At 68.2% G+C, this 23,191-nt stretch carries 18 protein-coding genes; 11 read left to right on the top strand and 7 right to left on the bottom strand.

The window, feature by feature from the left end; genetic code table 11:
• The first annotated feature begins 88 nt into the window (after positions 1 to 88).
• The 3 genes from B7D75_RS02000 (at position 89) to B7D75_RS02010 (ending at position 3,289) form a co-directional block, all read left to right on the top strand.
• Entirely contained in the window at positions 89 to 493 is a 405-nt protein-coding gene (locus B7D75_RS02000) for an NINE protein (RefSeq protein ID WP_003155375.1), read from the top strand.
• A gap of 241 nt (positions 494 to 734) precedes the next feature.
• Complete coding sequence (locus B7D75_RS02005) at positions 735 to 2,108, top strand: pyridoxal-phosphate dependent enzyme (RefSeq protein WP_058136540.1); 1,374 nt, start codon at positions 735 to 737, stop codon at positions 2,106 to 2,108.
• Entirely contained in the window at positions 2,105 to 3,289 is a 1,185-nt protein-coding gene (locus B7D75_RS02010; RefSeq protein ID WP_034080815.1) for a cystathionine gamma-synthase, read from the top strand. The genes B7D75_RS02005 and B7D75_RS02010 overlap by 4 nt, the downstream gene beginning before the upstream one ends.
• Before the next feature lie 261 nt (positions 3,290 to 3,550).
• Here the strand turns inward: B7D75_RS02010 and B7D75_RS02015 are convergent, their stop codons facing one another.
• The 7 genes from B7D75_RS02015 to gshB all read right to left on the bottom strand — a co-directional run bounded on the left by B7D75_RS02015 (position 3,551) and on the right by gshB (position 9,504).
• A complete protein-coding gene (locus tag B7D75_RS02015; RefSeq protein WP_033999668.1) occupies positions 3,551 to 4,822 on the bottom strand; it encodes a dihydroorotase in 1,272 nt (423 codons plus the stop codon).
• The gene (locus B7D75_RS02020; protein WP_003157750.1) at positions 4,819 to 5,823 is read right to left on the bottom strand and encodes an aspartate carbamoyltransferase catalytic subunit; all 1,005 of its coding nucleotides are present in this window, start codon (positions 5,821 to 5,823) and stop codon (positions 4,819 to 4,821) included. The genes B7D75_RS02015 and B7D75_RS02020 overlap by 4 nt, the downstream gene beginning before the upstream one ends.
• A 23-nt stretch (positions 5,824 to 5,846) precedes the next feature.
• Entirely contained in the window at positions 5,847 to 6,359 is a 513-nt protein-coding gene (gene pyrR / locus B7D75_RS02025; protein WP_003157749.1) for a bifunctional pyr operon transcriptional regulator/uracil phosphoribosyltransferase PyrR, read from the bottom strand.
• 100 nt (positions 6,360 to 6,459) lie between these two features.
• Positions 6,460 to 6,894, bottom strand: a complete 435-nt coding sequence (ruvX, locus tag B7D75_RS02030) for a Holliday junction resolvase RuvX (protein ID WP_034080818.1) — start codon at positions 6,892 to 6,894, stop codon at positions 6,460 to 6,462.
• Complete coding sequence (locus tag B7D75_RS02035) at positions 6,894 to 7,463, bottom strand: YqgE/AlgH family protein (RefSeq protein WP_043099042.1); 570 nt, start codon at positions 7,461 to 7,463, stop codon at positions 6,894 to 6,896. Before B7D75_RS02035 ends, ruvX begins: the two co-directional genes overlap by 1 nt.
• 48 nt (positions 7,464 to 7,511) lie before the next feature.
• Positions 7,512 to 8,405, bottom strand: coding sequence for an energy transducer TonB (locus tag B7D75_RS02040; protein ID WP_043099040.1), 894 nt, complete (start codon positions 8,403 to 8,405; stop codon positions 7,512 to 7,514).
• Between the two features lie 145 nt (positions 8,406 to 8,550).
• On the bottom strand, positions 8,551 to 9,504 hold the full coding sequence (gshB, locus tag B7D75_RS02045) for a glutathione synthase (protein WP_012073999.1): 954 nt from the start codon (positions 9,502 to 9,504) through the stop codon (positions 8,551 to 8,553).
• A gap of 254 nt (positions 9,505 to 9,758) precedes the next feature.
• On the opposite strand from gshB, the gene pilG reads away from it, so the two are divergent.
• The 8 genes from pilG to B7D75_RS02085 all read left to right on the top strand — a co-directional run bounded on the left by pilG (position 9,759) and on the right by B7D75_RS02085 (position 23,191).
• Positions 9,759 to 10,166 (top strand): twitching motility response regulator PilG, encoded by a 408-nt coding sequence (gene pilG / locus B7D75_RS02050; protein ID WP_003148848.1) that lies wholly within the window; start codon positions 9,759 to 9,761, stop codon positions 10,164 to 10,166.
• 46 nt (positions 10,167 to 10,212) lie between these two features.
• A complete protein-coding gene (gene pilH, locus B7D75_RS02055) occupies positions 10,213 to 10,578 on the top strand; it encodes a twitching motility response regulator PilH (protein WP_003084587.1) in 366 nt (121 codons plus the stop codon).
• A 49-nt stretch (positions 10,579 to 10,627) separates the two neighbouring features.
• On the top strand, positions 10,628 to 11,164 hold the full coding sequence (locus B7D75_RS02060; protein ID WP_003148849.1) for a chemotaxis protein CheW: 537 nt from the start codon (positions 10,628 to 10,630) through the stop codon (positions 11,162 to 11,164).
• 85 nt (positions 11,165 to 11,249) lie between these two features.
• The gene (gene pilJ, locus B7D75_RS02065; protein ID WP_012074000.1) at positions 11,250 to 13,298 is read left to right on the top strand and encodes a chemotaxis chemoreceptor PilJ; all 2,049 of its coding nucleotides are present in this window, start codon (positions 11,250 to 11,252) and stop codon (positions 13,296 to 13,298) included.
• 60 nt (positions 13,299 to 13,358) lie between these two features.
• A complete protein-coding gene (gene pilK / locus B7D75_RS02070; protein WP_003148852.1) occupies positions 13,359 to 14,234 on the top strand; it encodes a type 4 fimbrial methyltransferase PilK in 876 nt (291 codons plus the stop codon).
• An 11-nt stretch (positions 14,235 to 14,245) separates the two neighbouring features.
• The gene (chpA, locus tag B7D75_RS02075) at positions 14,246 to 21,664 is read left to right on the top strand and encodes a chemotaxis signal transduction system protein ChpA (protein ID WP_107113694.1); all 7,419 of its coding nucleotides are present in this window, start codon (positions 14,246 to 14,248) and stop codon (positions 21,662 to 21,664) included.
• Entirely contained in the window at positions 21,657 to 22,688 is a 1,032-nt protein-coding gene (locus B7D75_RS02080) for a chemotaxis protein CheB (protein WP_012074002.1), read from the top strand. The genes chpA and B7D75_RS02080 overlap by 8 nt, the downstream gene beginning before the upstream one ends.
• Positions 22,685 to 23,191 carry a chemotaxis protein CheW gene (locus tag B7D75_RS02085; protein ID WP_034080823.1) on the top strand — a complete coding sequence of 169 codons (507 nt, stop codon included), beginning with the start codon at positions 22,685 to 22,687 and terminating at the stop codon, positions 23,189 to 23,191. Before B7D75_RS02080 ends, B7D75_RS02085 begins: the two co-directional genes overlap by 4 nt.

The raw sequence follows: 23,191 nt of genomic DNA on the forward strand, positions 1-23,191 counted from the left end.
CGCCGGCACGCTCTGGCGCGGCGTCCGCCGCTCCGCTACCCTGCGGCTCAGACGCGGCCGCAGGCGCCGCATGGAACAAGGGGGACGCATGACGCAGCAGCACGACACCCACAGCAAGGCCATTGGCTATCTGCTATGGATCTTCGGTTTCACCGGTTCGCACCGCTTCTATTACGGCAAGCCGATCACCGGGACCATCTGGTTCTTCACCTTCGGCCTGTTCTTCATCGGCTGGATCGTCGACCTGTTCCTCATTCCATCGATGGACCGCGAGGCCGACCGCCGTTTCCAGGGCGGCAACCTGGACTACAACGTGGCCTGGATCCTGCTCACCTTCCTCGGCGCACTGGGTGTGCACCGGATGTACATGGGCAAGTGGATCACCGGGATCATCTACCTGTTCACTGGCGGCCTGTTCTTCCTCGGCGTGCTCTACGATTTCTGGACCCTCAACGGACAGGTGTCCGAGCGCAACGGGCCGCAGCGCATCTGAGGTCCGTCGCCAGTCGCGAGAAAGCCCGCCATCCGGCGGGCTTTTTCATGGGCGTCGCGGCGGGCGGCGGGAATCCTTCCGGCGGCCGCAAGGAACCAAAGGTTCTAACGTTCTACCTGTAGGTTATTGGCGCCCGCGCGCGCCAGCCCCTATGGTCTGCAGGCCCCAGAACGGATAGGTGCAATGGCTCACGAGGCCGCGCACCGTATCGCTCCGTACGGAAACACCGATAGGAGAAGAGATGACTTCCGACTCACGCCCCGCCGTGCTCGACCTGATCGGCAATACCCCGCTGGTTCGCGTGACGCGCTTCGATACCGGCCCCTGCACCCTGTTCCTCAAGCTCGAATCGCAGAACCCCGGCGGCTCCATCAAGGACCGCATCGGCGTCGCCATGATCGAGGCCGCCGAACGCGACGGTCGCCTGCGGCCCGGCGGCACCATCGTCGAGGCCACCGCCGGCAACACCGGCCTCGGCCTGGCCCTGGTCGGCCGCGCCAAGGGCTACCGGGTGGTGCTGGTGGTGCCGGACAAGATGTCCACCGAGAAGGTCCTGCACCTGCGCGCCATGGGCGCCGAGGTGCACATCACCCGCTCGGACGTCGGCAAGGGCCATCCGGAGTACTACCAGGACGTTGCCGCGCGCCTGGCGCAGGACATTCCCGGGGCCTTCTTCGCCGACCAGTTCAACAACCCGGCCAACCCGCTGGCCCACGAGTGCGGCACCGGCCCGGAGCTCTGGGCGCAGACCGGCCACGACCTCGACGCCGTCGTCGTCGGCGTCGGCTCTTCCGGCACCCTGACCGGGCTGACCCGGTTCTTCCAGAAGGTCCAGCCGGATCTGGAGATGGTCCTCGCCGATCCGCAGGGCTCGATCATGGCCGAGTACTCGCGCTCCGGGACCTTGGGAACGCCCGGCTCCTGGGCGGTGGAAGGCATCGGTGAAGACTTCGTGCCGGCCATCGCCGATCTTTCCAGCGTGCGCCACGCCTATTCCATCGGCGACGAGGAAAGCTTCGCCATGGCCCGCGAGCTGCTGCGGGTCGAGGGCATCTCCGGCGGCTCCTCCACCGGCACCCTGCTGGCCGCGGCGCTGCGCTACTGCCGCGAGCAGACGGTGCCGAAGCGGGTGGTCAGCTTCGTCTGCGATACCGGTACCCGCTACCTGTCGAAGATCTACAACGACCAGTGGATGACCGACCAGGGTCTGCTCCAGCGCAAGCATTATGGCGACCTGCGCGACATCATCGCGCGGCGCTTCGAGGAGGGCCGGGTGATCAGCGTCGGCCCGGACGACACCTTGCTCACCGCCTTCCAGCGCATGCGCCTGGCCGACGTTTCGCAATTGCCGGTGCTGGACAACGGAAAACTGGTCGGCGTGATCGACGAGTCGGATATCCTGCTCGGCGTGCACGCCGATGCGCCGCGCTTCCGCGATGCGGTAAGCAGCGCGATGAACGCCGCGCCGGAGACCCTGGCTCCCGGCGCCAGCCTGGGCGAGCTGCAGGCGGTCCTCGACCGCGGCCTGGTGGCGATCGTCGCCGACGCCAGCGGCTTCCACGGCCTGATCACCCGTTTCGACCTGTTGAACCATTTGCGGAGAAAGCTCACATGAGCCAGCACGACCAGAACCCCGACGCCCCGGCCCAGGCCTTCGCGACCCGGGTCATCCACGCCGGGCAGGCCCCCGATCCCTCGACCGGCGCGATCATGCCGCCGATCTACGCCAACTCCACCTACATCCAGGAAAGCCCCGGGGTGCACAAGGGGCTCGACTACGGCCGCTCGCACAACCCGACGCGCTGGGCCCTGGAGCGCTGCGTCGCCGACCTCGAAGGCGGCGCCCAGGCGTTCGCCTTCGCCTCCGGCCTGGCGGCGATCTCCTCGGTGCTGGAACTGCTCGACGCCGGCTCCCACATCGTTTCCGGCAATGACCTCTACGGCGGCACCTTCCGCCTGTTCGAGCGGGTCCGCCGGCGCAGCGCCGGGCATCGCTTCAGCTTCGTCGATCCGACCGACCTGTCGGCCTTCGAGGCCGCGCTGACCCCGGAAACCCGCATGGTCTGGGTGGAAACCCCGAGCAATCCGCTGCTGCGCCTCACCGACCTGCGCGCCATCGCCCAGCTCTGCCGCGCCCGCGGTATCATCAGCGTGGCCGACAACACCTTCGCCAGTCCCTATATCCAGCGTCCCCTGGAGCTGGGCTTCGACGTGGTGGTGCACTCCACCACCAAGTACCTGAACGGCCACTCCGACGTGATCGGCGGCATCGCCATCGTTGGCGACAACCCGGACCTGCGCGAACGCCTGGGCTTCCTGCAGAACTCGGTGGGCGCCATCTCCGGGCCGTTCGACGCCTTCCTCACCCTGCGCGGGGTGAAGACCCTGGCGCTGCGCATGGAGCGCCACTGCAGCAATGCCCTGGCCCTGGCCCAGTGGCTGGAGCGTCAGCCGCAGGTGGCGCGGGTGTACTATCCCGGGCTGGCTTCGCACCCGCAGCATGAGCTGGCGAAACGGCAGATGCGTGGTTTCGGCGGGATGATCTCCCTCGACCTGCGCTGCGACCTGGCCGGCGCCCGGCGGTTCCTGGAGAACGTGCGGATCTTCTCCCTGGCGGAGAGCCTGGGCGGGGTGGAAAGCCTGATCGAGCATCCGGCGATCATGACCCACGCCAGCATCCCGGCGGAAACCCGCGCCGAACTGGGCATCGGTGACTCGCTGATCCGCCTGTCGGTGGGCGTCGAGGCGCTGGAGGACCTGCAGGCCGACCTGGCGCAGGCGCTGGCGAAGATCTGAGGCTCCGCAGGGAGCGGCGCCGACCGGCGCGGCTGCCGGCCATCGGGTGTTTCCGGCGAGCATGCCTCGGCGGATAACGCTCCGCGTTATTCGCCCTGCCGTTGAGGCGGGTTGGTGGCAGAGGCTCTGCCTCCTGCTGCAGATCGTCGCCCCTCCCGTCCGGGAGAGGGCGCCCGCCCCGGCAACGGATAGGCCTCCGCAATCGCGAACGCGAAGATGAAAAAGCCCGCCGGATGACGGGCTTTTTCATGCTGGCAGGGATCAACCCTCGTGGGTCAGGTGCCCGTCCACCAGGGTGTAGCGCACCCGCCCCGGCAGGCAGTGACCGATGAACGGGCTGTTCTGCCCCTTCGAGTACCAGCTTTCGCCGGCCAGGGTCGAGCCCTGCGGGTCGAACAACACCAGGTCGGCCGTCTGGCCGACCGCCAGGCGCCCGGCGGGCAGGCGCAGCGCCTGGGCCGGGCCGTGGGCGAGGCGGGCGAGCAGGGTCGGCAGGTCGAGCAGGCCGTCCTGGACCAGCGTCATCGCCAGCGGCAGAAGCAGTTCGGCGCCGCTGATGCCCGGCTCGGTGGCGGCGAACGGCGCATTCTTGGCGTCCGCCTCGTGGGGCTGGTGGTGGCTGGCGATGGCTTGTACCACGCCGCTCTTCACCGCCTCGCGCAGGGCTTCGCGGTCGGCCCTGGTGCGCAGCGGCGGTTGCACGTGGTAGAGGCTGGAGAAACCCACCAGCGCTTCGTCGGTGAGGATCAACTGGTACAGCGCCACGTCGCAGGTCACCGGCAGGCCGCGGGCCTGGGCCTGGGCGACGAGCTCGATGCCGCGGGCGCTGGTCAGCTGGCTGAAGTGCGCGCGCACGCCGCTCTGTTCCACCAGCAGCAGGTTGCGGGCCAGGGCCACGGTCTCGGCGGTTTCCGGGATCCCGGCGAGGCCGAGGAAACTGGCGGTCGGACCTTCGTGGGCGAGCCCGCCTTCGGCGAGATCGGGATCCTGCGAGGTGAAGATCACCGTCAGGTCGAAGGTTGCCGCGTACTCCAGCGCGCGGCGCAGGATGCGGTTGCTGGCGAAGCCATGCAGGCCATTGGTGAAGGCCACGCAACCGGTGTCGCGCAGCGCCACCAGTTCCGACAGCTGCTCGCCGCCGAAGCCGCGGGTCAGCGCGCCGATGGGGTAGACCTTGGCGTTGCCGGCCTCGCGGGCGCGGTCGAGGATCAGTTCGGCCACCGCCGGGGTGTCCAGCACCGGCCGGGTGTAGGGCGGGCAGCACAGGCTGGTGGTGCCGCCGGCGGCGGCGGCGCGGGTCTCGCTTTCGACGTTGCCCTTGCGTCCGTAGCCCGGCTCGCGCAGGGCGACGCTGAGGTCGACCAGTCCAGGCGCAGCCACCAGGCCGGCGCCGTCGAGGGTCTTCTGGGCGCTGAAGCCGGCCGGCGCGGCGCCGATGGCGACGATCCTGCCGGCCTCGATGTGGAGATCGCCGACCTGGTCCAGGCCGCTGGCCGGGTCGATGACGCGGGCGCCTCGGATACTGATGGTCATTCGGCGTCCTCCTGTTCCAGCTGGCGTTGGGTGTTCTGGCCGCTCATGGCCATGGACAGCACCGCCATGCGGATGGCGATGCCATAGGTGACCTGGTTGAGGATCACCGACTGGGCCCCGTCGGCCACCGCCGATTCGATCTCCACGCCACGGTTGATCGGCCCCGGGTGCATGACGATGGCATCCGGCCTGGCCAGCTTCAGGCGCTTCTCGGTCAGGCCGTAGAGCCTGAAGAACTCGCCCTCGCTGGGCAGCAGGCCACCCTGCATGCGCTCGCGTTGCAGGCGCAGCATGATCACCACGTCGACGTCCTTCAGGCCTTCGTCGGCGTTGGTGAAGACGCGCACGCCGTACTGTTCTTCCAGGCCGACCGGCAGCAGGGTGCGCGGAGCGATCACGCGGATGTCCGGGCAACCCAGGGTCTTGAGCGCCAGCATGTTCGAGCGGGCCACCCGTGAATGCAGGATATCGCCGACGATCGCCACCGATAGCTGCTCGAAGTTCCCTTTGTGCCGGCGGATGGTCAGCATGTCGAGCATCCCCTGGGTGGGGTGCGCGTGGCGGCCGTCGCCGCCGTTGATCACCGCCACGTTGGGGCTGACGTGCTCGGCGATGAAGTGCGCCGCGCCCGAGTCGCTGTGGCGCACCACGAACATGTCGGCGGCCATCGCCTCCAGGTTGCGCAGGGTGTCGGTGAGCGTCTCGCCCTTGCTGGTGGAGGAGGTCGATACGTTCAGGCTGATCACGTCGGCCGACAGCCGCTGGGCGGCCAGCTCGAAGGTGGTGCGGGTGCGCGTGGAGTTCTCGAAGAACACGTTGCAAACGGTCTTGCCGCGCAGCAGCGGGACCTTCTTCACCGCGCGGGCGCCGACTTCCAGGAAGGAGTCAGCGGTGTCGAGGATTTCGGTGAGTAGCTCGCGGGGCAATCCGTCGAGCGAGATGAAGTGGCGCAGCTGGCCCTGGTCGTTGAGCTGCAGCGGGCGCTTGGCGTCTGTCGGCATGGGGCAGGCCCTAGTGAAGAGGATCAGGAAGCGGGGGAGAGGACCTTGCGCTCGAGGGCGAGCGGTGCGGGACCGACCAATTTTACCCGTTCATCGCGGCCCAGGGACAGGGTCTGGCCGACCACGTCGGGGCGGATCGGCAGTTCGCGGGCATTCAGGTCGAGCAGGCAGACCAGGGTCACGCTGGCCGGGCGTCCGTAGTCGAACAGTTCGTTGAGCGCGGCGCGGATGGTCCGGCCGCTCATCAGCACGTCGTCCACCAGGACCAGGTGCTGGCCGTCGATCTCGAACGGCAGCGCCGACGGTCGGACCTGCGGGTGCAGGCCGTTCCGGGTGAAGTCGTCGCGGTAGAAGGAGACGTCGAGGGTGCCCAGCGGTTCTTCGTTGCCCAGCGCCTTCAGCAGGGCCTCGGCGACCCAGATACCGCCGGTGTGGATGCCGACGTAGCGTGGCCGCTCGATGCCACGCTCGGCGAGATGGGCGCGCAGGTCGCTGGCCATGCGCGGCAGCAGTTCGGCGGGGTTGGGTAGGCTCATGGTGGCTCCTCGCTGACATCGATGGGATGGCCGCCGGGGCGGAGGGCGCCCGCGGTGGCGCAAGCTTAGCGGCGGTCGGCGCGGCGCCGGCTGCCGTGGGTCAATTCGGCTGTTCGGCCAGCCAGCCTTCCAGCAGCAGGGCGGCGGCCAGGGCGTCGACCGGACGCTCGCGGTAGCCGTCGCGCTGGCCCTGGGCCAGGCGTTCGCCTTTGGCGGCGTAGGTGGTCAGGCGCTCGTCGTGGGTAAACACCGGCAGGTTGAAGCGGCCGTTGAGGCGGCGGCCGAACTTCTCGGCGCGCTCGCTCATTTCACTGGGGCTGCCGTCCATGTTCAGCGGCAGGCCGACGACGATGGCGTCCGGCTGCCATTCCTTGATCAGGGCTTCCACGCGGTTCCAGTCCGGTACCCCGTTCTGCGCCTTCAGCACGCACAGCTCGCGAGCCTGGCCGGTGACCGCCTGGCCGACGGCGACACCGATCTGCCGGGTGCCGTAGTCGAAGCCCAGCAGCAGGCGCAGCGGCTTGTCGGCGGCCATCAGGCGTGTCCGGCCTGGGCGGTGAGCAGGCTGAGGTTGACCCCCAGGCACGCGGCAGCGGCACTGAGGCGTTCCTCGGCGGGCAGGTCGAAGAGGATCGCCGGCTCCGCCGGGCAGGTCAGCCAGGCGTTGTCGCTGAGTTCCGCCTCCAGCTGGCCGGCTTCCCAGCCGGCGTAGCCGAGGCTGATCAGGCTCTTCTGCGGGCCGGTGCCGGCGGCGATGGCGAACAGCACGTCCTGCGAGGTGGACATCGCCAGCTCGCCCAGTTCCAGGGTCGACTGGTACGCCAGGCCGCTGGGGTGGAGGACGAACCCCCGGTCGGTCTGCACCGGGCCGCCGTTGTAGATCTCGATGTGCTGGCAGCGCGCCGGCGGCAGGGCGTCCGGCTTGAGCTGCTCGAGGACTTCGGCCAGGTTGAGGCCGCTGGGGCGGTTGATCACCAGGCCCATGGCGCCCTGCTCGTTGTGTTCGACCAGGTAGGTCACGGTCTGGGCGAAATTGGGGTCGGCCATGTGCGGCATGGCGATCAGGAAATGATGCTTGAGATAGGTTGGGCTGCTCTGTTTCATGGCCGCTAGTGTCCTGCTTCGGACGCGAGAAAGCCAGTCTTGCCCGCGCTACTTGCTGGACAGTCGGTCGCCGCGCTCGAAACGCCAGGTACGGATGATTTCCAGCCGGTCGATGTCGGCCAGGTCGCCGCTGAATGGCGCGTAGGGCGCGGCCAGGCGGACGATGCGCTGGGCGGCCTGGTCGAGGATCGGTTCGCCGGAGGACTCCAGCACCTGCACCTCATAGATGGTCCCGTCGCGGTTGATCGACACCAGCAGCCGCAGGCTGCCGTAGAGCTTCTGCCGGCGCGCCTCGTCGGGGTAGTTGAGATTGCCGATGCGCTCGATCTTCTTGCGCCAGTCCTCCTTGTACCAGGCACCCTTGTCGCGCATGGTCGAGGCGGCGCTCAGGCGATGGATGCGCGGGCGCTTGGCATAGGCCTGCTGTTCCTTGGCCAGGTCGGCCTCGAGGCTGGCGATTTCCGCCGACAGCTGGGACGAGTCGAACTGCGGCGCCGGCTTGGCGACCTGCTCGGCCTTCTGTGCCTGGGTCTTGCTCGGGGCCTTCTGCTGGCGCTGGCGGGTGGTGGTCACCGCGGCCTTGGGCGCCTCTTCGCTCCTGGCCTGCTTCGGCGTGGCCGGCGGCGCCACCTTCTTCACCTGGTTGTCCTGGAACGGCGCGACCTCGGTGGTCTTCGGCACGGCCTTGTGCTCCAGGGTGCCGCTGCCCTGCTGGTTCATCTGCGCGAGATAGTCGGCCTTCTCCGGCGTCTTGTCGCTCTTGAAGGTGGCCAGGGTGATTTCCAGGGTCTTGCTGATCTGGCTCGGCGCGGGCATGGAGAAGCCCACACCGAGGATCAGGGCGACGTGCAGGATGGCGGCGATGAACAGGGTGAAGCCCAAACGGTCCGCCGGGCGGACGCCGGCAACGGCGGAGGGGGACTTGAGGACGGCGGTGTTCATTGCGGATCGTGGTGGCTGGCGTGGGGCGAAGTCTGCCGATGGGGGGCACAAAAGTCTATGACGCACTCCGCGCCTTGGACACGCGGTCGCTCGCCGTGGCGCATCGAGCGGGCGGAGGCGGGCGGGCCGGGGCCCGCCCACCGGCTCAGCGGGCAGCCAACTGGGCGGCGATGGCATCCATCAGCTTGTCGCCGATGCGGGTGTCGAAGGCCTGGTCGATTTCGCGGATGCAGGTCGGGCTGGTGACGTTGATTTCCGTCAGATAGTCGCCGATCACGTCGAGGCCGACGAACAGCAGGCCGCGCTCGCGCAGGTGCGGGCCGACCTCGGCGGCGATCCAGCGGTCGCGCTCGCTCAGCGGCTGGGCCACGCCGCGGCCGCCGGCGGCGAGGTTGCCGCGGGTCTCGCCCTGGGCCGGGATGCGTGCCAGGCAGTAGGGCACCGCTTCGCCGTCGATCATCAGGATGCGCTTGTCGCCATCCTTGATTTCCGGCAGGTAGCGCTGCGCCATGATCTGCTGGCTGCCATGCCGGGTGAGGGTCTCGAGGATCACCGAGAGGTTCGGGTCGCCCTCGCGATGCCGAAATATCGACGAACCGCCCATTCCGTCCAGGGGTTTGAGAATGATGTCACGATGCTCCGCGGCAAACTCGCGCAGAATATCGGATCGACGGCTGACCATCGTCGGCGGGGTGCACTGGGTGAACTGCGTGGCGAAGAACTTCTCGTTGCAGTCGCGCAGGCTCTGCGGACGGTTCACCACCAGGGCGCCGGCGCGCTCGGCCTGCTCCAGCAGGTAGGTCGAATAGACGAATTCGTTATCGAAGGGCGGGTCCTTGCGCATCAGGATCACGTCCAGTTCGTGCAGCGGCTGGTCGCTTTCCGCTTCCAGTTCGAACCAGCGGGAGGCATCGTTGAAGACCTTCAGCGGGCGCATGCGGCCACGGGCGACACCGGCCTTCTGGTAGAGGTCCTGCTGTTCCATGTAGAACAGCGACCAGCCGCGGGCCTGGGCCGCCAGCAGCATGGCGAGCGAGCTGTCCTTCTTGAAGTTGATGCGCGCGATGGGGTCCATGACGATCCCGAGGCGTACGCTCATGGGGGTTCCTCCGAAAGGGGGTGAGTTGTCCGGTCGCGGCGGGGAGGCCGCGTGGCAAGCGGGTTTGACGCTCAGGTTGGCGCCCCGTTTGCGCTTGGTCAAGGAAAAAGCCGGCCTGTTCCGGGCATTATGGCTAGAGTTGCGTCGAGTGTGCTAAAAAGGCCCGCGATTGGGTCGCAGCCCGTCGGTGACAGGGCGTTAGCGCACTGAAGAAAACACAGAAGAATGATTCACCGAGTCGATATAGGGCGAACATGGAACAGCAATCCGACGGTTTGAAAGTGATGGTGATCGACGATTCGAAAACGATTCGTCGCACCGCCGAAACGCTGCTTAAGAAGGTCGGTTGCGACGTGATCACGGCGATCGACGGCTTCGATGCCCTGGCGAAGATCGCCGATACCCACCCGAACATCATCTTCGTCGACATCATGATGCCGCGCCTGGATGGCTACCAGACCTGCGCCCTGATCAAGAACAACAGCGCGTTCAAGTCCACCCCGGTGATCATGCTGTCCTCCAAGGACGGCCTGTTCGACAAGGCCAAGGGGCGCATCGTCGGCTCCGACCAGTACCTCACCAAGCCGTTCAGCAAGGAAGAACTGCTGGGCGCGATCAAGGCACACGTACCCAGCTTCACTCCGCTGGACGCCGCTTCCTGATATCCGGCCGCATGGCCGTTGATGCTTATTTCGTGATGGGGATCCCATGGCTCGTATTTTGATTGTTGATGACTCTCCGACCGAGATGTACAAGCTGACCGCCATGCTGGAAAAGCATGGCCACCAGGTACTCAAGGCCGAGAACGGCGGCGACGGCGTCGCCCTGGCGCGCCAGGAAAAGCCCGACGTGGTCCTGATGGATATCGTCATGCCCGGCCTCAACGGGTTCCAGGCGACCCGCCAGCTGACCAAGGACGCCGAGACCAGCGCCATTCCGGTGATCATCGTCACCACCAAGGATCAGGAGACCGACAAGGTCTGGGGCAAGCGCCAGGGCGCGCGCGACTACCTGACCAAGCCGGTGGACGAAGAGACGCTGCTGAAAACCATCAATGCGGTGCTGGCGGGCTGAGTCCGCCGCAGCGCATCGCTCATCCTGACCCGGAAAGACCAGGCCCCGCATGTCGGACGTTCAGACCCCCTTCCAACTCCTCGTCGACATCGACCAGCGCTGCCGACGCCTGGCCGCCGGCCTGCCGGCGCAGCAGGAGGCGGTGCAGAGCTGGAGCGGGATCGGCTTCCGCATGGGCGGCCGGTTCTTCGTCGCGCCGATGGGCGAGGTCGGCGAAGTCCTGCACGAGCCGCGCTACACCCAGCTGCCGGGCGTGAAGACCTGGGTCAGGGGAGTGGCCAACGTGCGTGGCCGCCTGTTGCCGATCATGGACCTCTGCGGGTTCCTCGGCACCGAACTGTCGCCCTTGCGCAAGCAGCGGCGGGTGCTGGTGGTGGAGCACCTGGACGTGTTCGCCGGCCTCATCGTCGATGAGGTGTTCGGCATGCAGCACTTCCCGGTGGACACCTTCAGCGAACAGCTGCCGCCGCTAGAAGCGGCACTGCAACCCTTCATTCATGGCGTCTTCCATCGAGAGCAGCCGTGGCTGGTGTTCAGCCCGCATGCGCTGGCGCAACACCAGGGCTTCCTCGACGTCGCCATATAAACAGCTTCACCGGTTGGGCCGGTTCTGCCGGCCCGTGTCGTGACATGGAAATCGTAATCGTGGTCGGTCCGGGCGGGGGCCAAATATGAAGAAAATCAACGCAGGCAATCTTTTCGCGGGCATGCGCAGCAGCTCGGTGATCGCGGGGCTGTTCATCGTCCTCATCGTCTCGATCGTGTTGCTGTTCGCCAACTTTGCCTACCTCAACACCCAGTCGAACCATGACAAGCAGTACATCGGCCATGCCGGTGAACTGCGCGTCCTGTCGCAGCGGATCGCGAAGAACGCCACCGAAGCAGCGGCGGGCAAGGGCGAGGCGTTCAAGCTCCTGAAGGACGCGCGCAACGACTTCGAGAAGCGCTGGAACATCCTGGTCAACGGTGACGAAAGCACCTCGCTGCCGCCCAGTCCGGAAGCGGTGAAGCCGCAGATGGACGTGGTGCAGCAGGACTGGGACGGCCTGCGCAAGAACGCCGACTCGATCCTCGCCAGCGAACAGACCGTACTGTCCCTGCACCAGGTGGCCTCGACCCTCGCCGAAACCATCCCGCAGCTGCAGGTGGAGTACGAGGAGGTGGTCGACATCCTGCTGGAGAACGGCGCCCCGGCCGACCAGGTCGCGGTCGCCCAGCGTCAGTCGCTGCTGGCCGAACGTATCCTCGGCTCGGTGAACAAGGTGCTGGCCGGCGACGAGAACTCGGTGCAGGCCGCCGACAGCTTCGGTCGCGACGCCAGCCTGTTCGGCCGCGTACTGAAGGGCATGCAGGAAGGCAATGCGGCGATGAGCATCTCCAAGGTGACCAACGCCGAGGCGGTGGACCGCCTGAACGAGATCGCCGAGCTGTTCGAGTTCGTCTCCGGCTCGGTGGACGAGATCCTCGAAACCTCGCCCGACCTGTTCCAGGTCCGGGAAGCGGCGAACCACATCTTCAGCGTTTCGCAGACCCTGCTGGACAAGGCCTCGCGACTGGCCGACGGCTTCGAGAACCTGGCCGGCGGACGCAGCATCAACCTGTTCGCCGGTTACGTGCTGGGTGCCCTGGCCCTGGCCTCGATCATCCTGATCGGTCTGGTGATGGTGCGCGAGACCAACCGCCGGCTGGCCGAGACCGCCGAGAAGAACGACCGCAACCAGGCCGCGATCCTGCGTCTGCTCGATGAGATCGCCGACCTCGCCGACGGTGACCTGACCGTGGCCGCGACCGTGACCGAGGACTTCACCGGCGCCATCGCCGACTCGATCAACTACTCCATCGACCAGCTTCGCGAGCTGGTGGAAACCATCAACCAGACCGCCGTGCAGGTGGCTGCCGCGGCCCAGGAAACCCAGTCCACCGCGATGCACCTGGCCGAAGCTTCCGAGCACCAGGCGCAGGAAATCGCCGGCGCCTCGGCGGCGATCAACGAAATGGCGGTGTCGATCGACCAGGTATCGGCGAACGCCTCGGAATCCTCGGCGGTAGCGGAGCGTTCGGTAGCCATCGCCAACAAGGGCAACGAGGTGGTGCACAACACCATCACCGGGATGGACAACATCCGCGAGCAGATCCAGGACACCTCGAAGCGGATCAAGCGCCTCGGCGAATCGTCCCAGGAGATCGGCGACATCGTCAGCCTGATCAACGACATTGCCGACCAGACCAACATCCTCGCCCTGAACGCCGCGATCCAGGCGTCGATGGCGGGGGACGCGGGCCGCGGCTTCGCCGTGGTGGCGGACGAGGTACAGCGTCTGGCGGAACGTTCCTCGGCGGCGACCAAGCAGATCGAGGCGCTGGTGAAGACCATCCAGACCGACACCAACGAAGCGGTGATCTCGATGGAGCAGACCACCTCCGAGGTGGTCCGCGGCGCGCGCCTGGCCCAGGACGCCGGTGTGGCCCTGGAGGAGATCGAGAAGGTATCCAAGACCCTCGCGGCGCTGATCCAGAACATCTCCAACGCCGCCCGTCAGCAGGCATCGTCGGCCGGCCACATTTCCAACACCATGAACGTCATTCAGGAGATCACCTCGCAGACCTCCGCCGGTACCACCGCCACCGCGCGGAGCATCGGCAACCTGGCGAAGATGGCGAGCGAGATGCGCAACTCGGTATCCGGCTTCAAGCTGCCGGAGGGCGTGGAACAGGCCTGAGCATAGGCGTGGCGGCCGCCTGGCGGGCGCCGCGTCGACACCTTGGACGAGGGACACGGCATGCAGGCGAACGGCGTCTGGTCACTGCAGCCGCTGGCCGACATGTCGGCAGCGGAGTTCCGCGACTGGCAGGTGCTGCTGGAGAACCGCACCGGCGTGGTGCTCAACGAGCAGCGCCGGACGTTCCTGCAGACCAGCCTGACCGCGCGCATGCGTGAACTGGGCATCGGCGACTACCACAGCTACTACCGCCAGGTGACCGACGGTCCGCGTGGCGCGGTGGAGTGGGCGATCCTGCTGGACCGCCTGACCGTCCAGGAAACCCGTTTCTTCCGCCATCCCCCGTCTTTCGAGCTGCTCGAGCGCTACCTGGGCGAGCGCCTGGGCCGCGAGGGCATGCCCAGGCCCTGGGCGTTGTGGAGCGTCGGCTGCTCCAGCGGCGAGGAACCCTACTCGATGGCGATGTGCGCGGCGCAGGCGCTGCGCGGGTGGCAACGGGGCGATTTTTTCGGCGTCACCGGGACGGATATCAGCCTGCATGCCCTGCAACGGGCGCGCGCGGCGAACTATCCGGCCCGCAAGCTGGAGCAACTGCCGGCGGAAATGGTCGAGCGCTATTGCGAACGCCAGGCCGATGGCAGCTTCAGCGTGAAAACGATACTGACCGGGCGCGTCTGCTGTGCCCGGTTGAATGTGCTGGACCTGGCGAAGGCGCCATGGTCCGGCATGGACGTGATTTTTTGTCAGAACCTGCTGATCTACTTCCGTCGCTGGCGACGGCGCGAGATCCTCAACCGCCTGGCCGAACGGCTGGCGCCGGGGGGCTTGCTGGTGATCGGGGTCGGCGAAGTGGTCGACTGGAGCCATCCGGAGCTCGAGCCGGTCGCCGACGAGCGGGTCCTGGCCTTTACCCGTAAGGGGTACTCAGGCACATGAATGGAGTGGCTATGGGTGACCGGCACGACTACGTCGCTCTGGAGTGGGTGAAAGGCGAGATCGCCGAAACCCTGAAGCAGGCGCGCCAGGCGCTGGAAGCGTTCGTCGAGAACCCGCAGGACCCGACCCGCATGCGGTTCTGCCTGACCTACGTGCACCAGGTGCAGGGCACCCTGCAGATGGTCGAGTTCTATGGCGCGGCGCTGCTCGCCGAGGAAATGGAACAACTGGTCCAGGCGTTGCTGGACGGCCGCGTGCCGAACCAGGGCGAGGCCCTGGAAGTGCTGATGCAGGCGATCCTGCAACTGCCGGTCTACCTCGACCGGATCCAGACCGCCCGGCGCGACCTGCCGATGGTGGTCCTGCCGCTGCTCAACGACCTGCGCGCCGCGCGCGGCGAGAAGCTGCTCTCGGAAACCAGCCTGTTCGCGCCCGACCTGTCGCGGCGCCAGCCGCAACTGGACGGCGAGGCCATCGCGCAACTGCGCACCGACGAACTCGGCGGCCTGCTGCGCAAGCTGCGCCAGACCCAGCAGATGGCCCTGGTCGGCCTGCTGCGCAACCAGGACGTGGCTACCAGTCTCGGCTATCTGGCGCGCGTCTACGCGCGCCTCGAAGGGCTGTGCCGCGAGGCGCCGCTGGGGCCGCTGTGGAGCATCGCCTCCGGCCTGGTCGAGGGCCTGGCCAACGGCAGCGTGGTCAACAGCGCCTCGGTGCGCACCCTGCTGCGCCAGCTCGACCGCGAACTCAAGCGCCTGGTCGAGCAGGGCGCCGACGGGCTGAACCAGGCCGCGCCGGACGAACTGATCAAGAACCTGCTGTTCTACGTGGCCAAGGCGCCGTCGCAGTCGCCGCGGATCCGTGCGTTGAAGGAGCAGTACCGCCTCGACGAGGCGCTGCCCGACCACGAGACGGTGGACGCCGAGCGCGCCCGCCTGGCCGGACCCGACCGCGACGCCATGCGGTCGGTGGTCGGCGCGCTGTGCGAGGAGCTGGTGCGGATCAAGGACAGCCTCGACCTGTTCGTGCGCAGCGACCGCGCCCATCCCGCCGAGCTGGACGCCCTGCTGGCGCCGCTCAAGCAGATCGCCGACACCCTGGCGGTGCTCGGCTTCGGCCAGCCGCGCAAGGTCATCCTCGACCAGCTCGACGTCGTCCATGCCCTGGCCCAGGGCCGCCGCGAGCCGAGCGACGCGACCCTGATGGACGTCGCCGGCGCACTGCTCTACGTCGAAGCGACCCTGGCCGGCATGGCCGGTCCCGGCGACGAGCGCAACAGCGAGGAAAGCCGGCTGCCGACCACCGACGTGGCGCAGATCCACCAGTTGGTCATCAAGGAAGCGCGCAATGGCCTGGAGCAGGCCAAGGACGCGATCATCGAGTTCATCGCCTCGCAGTGGAACCACGAACACCTGGCCCGCGTGCCCGAGCTGCTGACCCAGGTCCGTGGCGGCCTGGCGATGATCCCGCTGGAGCGCGCCGCGAGCCTGCTGGAAACCTGCAACCGCTACATCCAGGAACAGCTTCTGGCGCGCAGGGCGGTGCCGGACTGGCAGAGCCTGGATACCCTGGCCGACGCCATCACCAGCGTCGAGTACTATCTCGAGCGTCTGAGCGAGGACCACGAGAGCCAGAGCGACCTGATCCTCGACGTTGCCGAGGACAGCCTGGCGAACCTCGGCTATACGCTGAAACCGCATTCGTCGGCCCCGGCCGAACCCAGCCTGTCCGAGCCCGGTGCCGTCGAGTCACCGGTTGCCGAGCCGGAGATGCCGGAGGCGATCGCCGAGGCCGCCGAAGCGCCGCTACAGCCGCCCGCCGACACGGCTTCTGCCGAGGCGACGACGGAAGATGCCCCGCTGCTGGCCAGCGACGACAACCGGACCCTGGGCGAAGTCGCGCCCGACGCCGGCGAGGCTTCCCTCGACCTGGCCCTGGACCTGTCGCTGGACGGCTCCAGCGAAGTACCGCCGGCGTTGCCGGAGGTGGTCGAGGAGAGCGGCCAGTCGCAGTCGTCCCCGGCGCCTGCCCGCAGCCTGGAAGACTTCAACCTCGACGAGATCGACCTCTCCGGCCTCGACCTGCCCGCCGATGCGGCGCCGGCCTCCGAGCCGGCGCCCTTGGCGGACTGGTCGCTGCCGGAGCAGTGGGGCCTCGGCGATGACCTGGCACAGCCGGCGCGGGCCGGCGAGGCGCTGGAACCGAGCCTGGAAGAGCCGGCGCTGGTCTTCGACGCGCCGCTGGAAAGCCTGGAACCGTTGCCGGCGCCGGAGCCTTTCGACGGGCCCGCTGAACAGGAGCTGGCTCTCGATTCGTTCGATCCGTTGCCGCTGGATGTAGCCTTGCCGGAGGCAGAGGTCGAAGTGTCCGACTGGGAAGGCTCGAGCCTGGAGGAGCTGGACCTTTCCGACCTCGATCTCCCCGAGGTGCAACTGCCCGAGGTCGAGACTCCGCCTGCTGCCGAGGCGCTCGCCAGCGAAGCGCCGGCGCTGTCGCTGGCCGAGGTGATGGCCGCGCCGGTGCAGCCGATCAACCCGCCGGCACAGAACGTGCCGGTCAGCCTGCTGCCGCCGCCGGCCGACGAGGAACCGGTGGATGAGGAACTGCGCGAGGTCTTCATCGAGGAGGCCGGCGAAGTCCTGGAGACCATCGGCCAGTACCTGCCGGCCTGGAAGGCCGACCAGGACGACCGCGAGGCGCTGACCGAAGTGCGCCGTGCCTTCCATACCCTCAAGGGCAGCGGACGGATGGTCCGCGCCCTGGTGATCGGCGAACTGGCCTGGTCGATCGAGAACCTGTTCAATCGCGTGCTCGACCGCAGCATCGCCGCCAGCGAGCCGGTGCGGAGCGTGGTCGACCAGGTGGTGGCGCTGTTGCCGGAGCTGGTCGAGGAGTTCGCCGCCAACGCCCAGCGCCAGCGCGACGACGTCGATCTGCTGGCGGCCACCGCGCATGCCCTGGCCAGGGGCGAGCCGCTGCCGGAACCGCCGGCGCCGGACGACCGTGGCGTACCGCCGGAAGTCGAGGCGCAGCAGCCGGTGGCCCCGGAGGATGGCGCCCCGGCACTGCCGTTGGCCGACGCGCCGCAGGCCGCCGCCGAGGCGGAGAGCGACGTCGAGCTGCTCGATCCGCAACTGCTGGAAATCTTCACCAACGAGGCGGAGACCCACCTGGAGGCCCTGGTCGGCTTCCTCGCCGACTGCGCCCGCGAACTGCCGCAGCCGGTCACCGACGCCTTGCAGCGCGCCCTGCATACCCTCAAGGGCAGCGCGCACATGGCCGGCATCCTGCCGATCGCCGAGATCGCCACGCCGCTGGAAAAACTGGTCAAGGAATACAAGTCCAACCTGCTCGCCTTCGACCTGCGCGAAGCCGAGCTGCTGCACGACGCCGAGCAGCTGTTCCGCATCGGCCTGGAGCAGGTCGGCGAGCGCCGTCCGCTGAATCCGATTCCCGGCAGCGTCGCGTTGCTGGAGCGGATCGAGGCGCTGCATCAGGAGCGCATCGCCTCGCTCGAGGCCGATCGCTACAGCGATGCCGGAGAGCGCCGCGATCCGCTGCTGATCGAAGCCTTCCTCGCCGAAGGCATGGACATCCTGCTGGACGCCGAGGACCTGCTCGAGCGCTGGCACGAGCATCCGCAGGAGCGCCAGGAACTGAGTGCGCTGCGCGAGGAACTCAGCGCCCTGGGCCGCGGCGCCCAGCACGCCGAGTTGCCGCAGGTGGAAGAACTCTGCCAGGCCTTGCTGACGCTGTATGAGGCCGTCGAGCAGGGCCGCCTGGCGGTCAGCCCGGCGTTCTTCGAGGAAGCCCGCCAGGCCCACGAAGCATTGATCGGGATGATGGACCAGGTCGCCGCCGGCCTGCAGGTGACGCCTCGTCCCGAGCGGGTCGCGGCCCTGCAGGAACTGCTGGAAACGCCCACCGCCGAAACCGTTCCGTTCATCGATCCGGAGAGCCTCGACGCCGAGGATTTCCCCCCGGAAGACCAAGAGTCGACCCTCCCCGGGGCGGTCTTCGAAGAGACCGGGGTGCCTGTCGAGGAGACCGTGCCGGCGGCGCCTGCGCCGGTTCCCGGCCGCGAGCTGGACGAGGAAATGGTGTCGATCTTCCTCGAAGAGGCGGTGGATATCCTCGAAAGCGCCGGCCAGGCACTGGCCCAATGGCAAGCCGAGCCGGGCGCGCTGTCTTCGCTCAGCGCCCTGCAGCGCGACCTGCACACTCTCAAGGGTGGCGCGCGGATGGCCCAGATCGCCGAGATCGGCGACCTCGCCCACGAACTGGAGTCTCTCTACGAGGGCCTGGTCGACCGCCGCTACCAGCATTCCCCGCGGCTCTCCGAGCTGTTGCAGGCGTGTCACGACCGCCTGGCCGAGCAGCTCGAGCAGTTGAGCGCCGGCCGGGCGCTGGCCGACCCGGAAGACCTGATCCTGGCGATCCGCCAATTCCGCCAGGGCCCGCTGGCCGAGGCGGCGCAGGGCGAGGCGCAGAGTCCCGCCGAGGAACCCGTCGCGCCTGCCGGCGAGGAGCCTGCCGAGACGCCGCAGCCCGCTGCGGAGGCTTTCGAGGAGCGCGATCCCGAGCTGGTGGAAATCTTCCTCGAAGAGGGCCTCGATATCCTCGACAGCGCCGCCGCCGCGCTGCAACGCTGGATCGACGACGTCGACAACACCATCGAGCTGGAAGCCCTGCAGCGCGACCTGCATACCCTCAAGGGCGGTGCGCGGATGGCCGAGATCGCCGAGATCGGCGACCTCGCCCACGAGCTCGAATTCCTCTACGAGGGTCTCTGCGGCGGACGCCTGCGCGCCAGCCCGACCTTGTTCGGCCTGCTGCAGCGCTGCCACGACGAACTGGCCGAGATGCTCGAGGCGGTACGTGGCCAGCGCGAGCTGCCCGACGGCCAGGCGCTGATCGCGGAGATCAGGCGCCTGCGCAGCGATCCCGAGGAGCAACTGAGCGTACCCACCAGCGTCAGCCTCAAGCCGCTGGCGGGGAGGGGCGCGGCGGCCGACGAGAGCGAGATCCTCGATATCTTCCTCGAGGAAGCCGACGACCTGCTGGAGAATCTCGAACTGGCGCTCGGCCGCTGGGACGGCGGCAGCGGCGACGCCCAGCCGCTGGACGACCTGCTGCGGATCCTGCACACCCTCAAGGGCGGCGCGCGACTGGCCGGCCAGACCGAGCTGGGCAACCTGGCCCACGACCTCGAGCAGCATCTCACCGACGCGCAGCAACAGGGCGCGCCGTGGCCGGACAGCCTGCTGCTGGATGCGCAGTCGGGACTGGAAGGCCTGCAGCGGCAGGTCGACCTGCTGCGCGAGCGGCTGGCCGAGGACGACGAGGCCGGTGAGCGCCCCGAGGCTGCCCAGGCGCCGGTCCAGGCCGACGATACCGATCGCGCGGTGGCCTCCGCGCTGGCCGAGCTGACCCGCCTGGCCCCGGCGGCCGGCGCGATCATGGCGGCCGAGGCGGCGCCTCCGGCTGCCCCGGCCACCACCCTGCCGTTCGTGCGCAAGGCCCGGGAAGCCGCCCAGGAAGCCGCTTCCCGGCGTGCCCCGCAGGAACTGGTGAAGGTGCCGGCGGAACTGCTGGAGAACCTGGTCAACCTGGCGGGCGAGACTTCGATTTTCCGCGGCCGGGTCGAGCAGCAGGTGAGCGACGTCGGCTTCACCCTCGGCGAGATGGAGTCCACCATCGAGCGGGTGCGCGACCAGTTGCGCCGCCTCGACACCGAGACCCAGGCGCAGATCCTCTCGCGCCACCAGGCCGACGCCGAACGCGCCGGCTACGAGGAATTCGACCCGCTGGAAATGGACCGCTATTCGCAGTTGCAGCAGCTCTCGCGCGCGCTGTTCGAATCGGCTTCCGACCTTCTCGACCTGAAGGAAACCCTGGCGGCGAAGAACCGCGACGCGGAGACCCTGCTGCTGCAACAGGCGCGGGTCAACACCGAACTCCAGGAAGGCCTGATGCGCACCCGCATGGTGCCGTTCGACCGCCTGGTGCCGCGCTTGCGGCGGATCGTCCGGCAGGTCGCCGGCGAGCTTGGCAAGCAGGTCGAGTTCGTGGTCGGCAACGCCGACGGCGAGATGGACCGTACCGTCCTCGAGCGCATCGTCGCGCCGCTGGAGCACATGCTGCGCAACGCCGTGGACCACGGCATCGAGACCGGCGAGACGCGCCGCGCGGCCGGCAAGCCGGAGCACGGGACGATCCGCCTGAACATCGGCCGCGAGGGTGGCGACATCCTCCTCACCCTTTCCGACGACGGCGCCGGCATCCGCCTCGACGCGGTGCGGCGCAAGGCCATCGAGCGTGGCCTGATGAGCGCCGACAGCGACCTGAGCGATCATGAGGTGTTGCAGTTCGTGCTCGAGTCCGGCTTCTCCACCGCCGAGAAGGTCACCCAGATCTCCGGACGCGGCGTCGGCCTCGACGTGGCCAACTCCGAGGTCAAGCAGCTCGGCGGCTCGGTGAGCATCCAGACCGAGCCGGGCCAGGGCACCCGCTTCAACGTGCGGCTGCCGTTCACCGTGTCGGTGAACCGGGCGCTGATGGTGCTCTCCGGCGAGGATCTCTACGCGGTGCCGCTGAACACCATCGAGGGCATCGTGCGGGTTTCCCCCTACGAACTGGAGGCGCTCTACGAACAGCGCGGCGAGGCGGGGCTGGATACGCCCAGCTTCGAATACGCCGGGCAGTCCTACGAGCTGAAATACCTCGGCGAACTGCTGAACAACGGCCAGGAGCCCAAGCTGGTCGGCCAGTCGCTGCCGCTGCCGGTGATCCTGGTGCGCTCCTCGGAACACGCGGTGGCGGTGCAGGTCGACTCGCTGGCCGGTTCCCGCGAGATCGTGGTGAAGAGCCTCGGGCCGCAATTCGCCGGGGTTGCCGGGATTTCCGGAGCGACCCTGCTCGGCGATGGCCGGGTGGTGGTGATCCTCGACCTGCTGGCGACCATCCGTTCCCGACACGCGCTGCTCGGCCAGGAAAGCCGCCGCGAACGCCTGGCGTTGCGCCAGGAAACGGCGGCGAGCGAGAGCGAGCAGCAGCGGCCGCCACTGGTGATGGTGGTGGACGACTCGGTCACCGTGCGCAAGGTCACCACGCGCCTGCTGGAGCGCAACGGCATGAACGTGCTCACCGCGAAGGATGGCGTGGACGCCATCGCCCAGCTCCAGGAGCACCGTCCGGATATCCTCCTGCTGGACATCGAGATGCCGCGCATGGACGGTTTCGAGGTCGCCACCCTGGTGCGCCACGACGAGCGCCTGGGCAACCTGCCGATCATCATGATCACCTCGCGGACCGGCGAGAAGCACCGCGAGCGCGCGCTGGGCATCGGCGTCAACCAGTACCTCGGCAAGCCTTACCAGGAAACCGAGCTGCTGGAAGCCATCCAGTCCCTGGTCGGCCAGCATGACTGAGCGTGCCACGCCGCGGGTCGCGGTGATCGCCGACACCTCGCTGCAGCGCCACGTGCTGCAGCAGGCGCTGCTCGGCCATGGCTACGAGGTGGTGCTCAACGCCGACCCGGCCAGGGTCGACGACGCCGCGCTGGAGTGCGCTCCCGACCTGTGGCTGGTGGACCTGACCCAGCAGGACGACTCGCCGCTGCTGGACAGCCTGCTGGAGCAGGACCGCGCGCCGGTGCTGTTCGGCGAGGGCCACGCGCCGGAGCGGCATACCGAACATTACCCGCGCTGGGAGCGGCGGCTGATCGCCAAGCTGAAGCGCTTGATCGGCGACCCCAGCGATGGCGTTGGCGATAGCCTCGGCGCATTGCTCGACGAAGAGCGTCCAGCGCGCCTGGAGATTCCCGGCGATCTCGCGGCGATGCCGCTGCAGGCCGGTGAGCCGGCCCGCGAGGTATGGCTGCTGGCGGCCTCGCTCGGCGGGCCGGCAGCGGTCAAGGCGTTCCTCGACGCCCTGCCCGGCGGCCTGCCGATCGCCTTCCTCTATGCCCAGCACATCGATGCCAGCTTCGAGCAGAGCCTGCCGCAGGCCGTCGGCCGGCACAGCCAGTGGCACGTGAAGAACGTCCGCGATGGCGAAGCGCTGCGCTGCGGCGAAGTCCAGGTGGTGCCGGTACTCCATGAGCTCGGTTTTCACCATGACGGGCGGCTGAAATGCAGCCAGCGTCCCTGGCCCGAGCCCTACACGCCGTCCATCGACCAGATGATGCTCAACCTGGCCCAGCAGTTCGGCCCGGACTGCGGGGTGATCGTGTTCAGCGGCATGGGGAGCGACGGCAGCGCCGCCGCCGCCTATGTGCGGCGCCAGGGCGGCGAGGTGTGGACCCAGCGCGCCGACAGTTGCGTCTGTTCGAGCATGCCGGACAGCTTGCGCGAGGCCGGTTACAGCAGTTTCAATGCCAGCCCACGCGAACTGGCCGAGGCATTGGTCAAGCATCTGGCCGCACGCTGCGCGCCGACAGGAGTCGAAACATGAACCAGGCCGTGATCGAGCAGGATGGCATGAGCCGCAAACCCCTCGCCACCCCGACCCCGGACAGCCTCACCGGGCTGCTCCTGCCGCTGAGCGACCGCACCCTGCTGTTGCCCAACGTCGCCGTGGCCGAGCTGATCGCCTATCGCAACCCGCAGGTCGCCGCCGGCCTGCCGCAGTGGTACCTCGGCCAGGTCGCCTGGCGCGACCTGCGCCTGCCGCTGCTGTCCTTCGAAACGGCTTCCAGCGGCGAGCGGCAGCCGGTCCTCGGCAGCAGCGCGCGGGTGGTGGTGATCAACGCCCTCGGCGGACGACCCCATGTGAAATTCCTCGCCCTGCTGGTGCAGGGCATCCCCCGCTCGGTGCGGCTGGACGCCAATCTTGCGGCCACTGCCGCGCCGCTGGCGGCGCTGGAACTGGCGGCGGTGGACATCGGCGGCGAAACCGCGCGGATTCCGGACCTGGCCGGACTGGAAGAGAAGCTCGCCGACGCCGGCCTGATCTGA

Origin of the sequence: Pseudomonas paraeruginosa (assembly GCF_003025345.2) — a bacterium.
GTDB classification, from domain to species: domain Bacteria; phylum Pseudomonadota; class Gammaproteobacteria; order Pseudomonadales; family Pseudomonadaceae; genus Pseudomonas; species Pseudomonas paraeruginosa.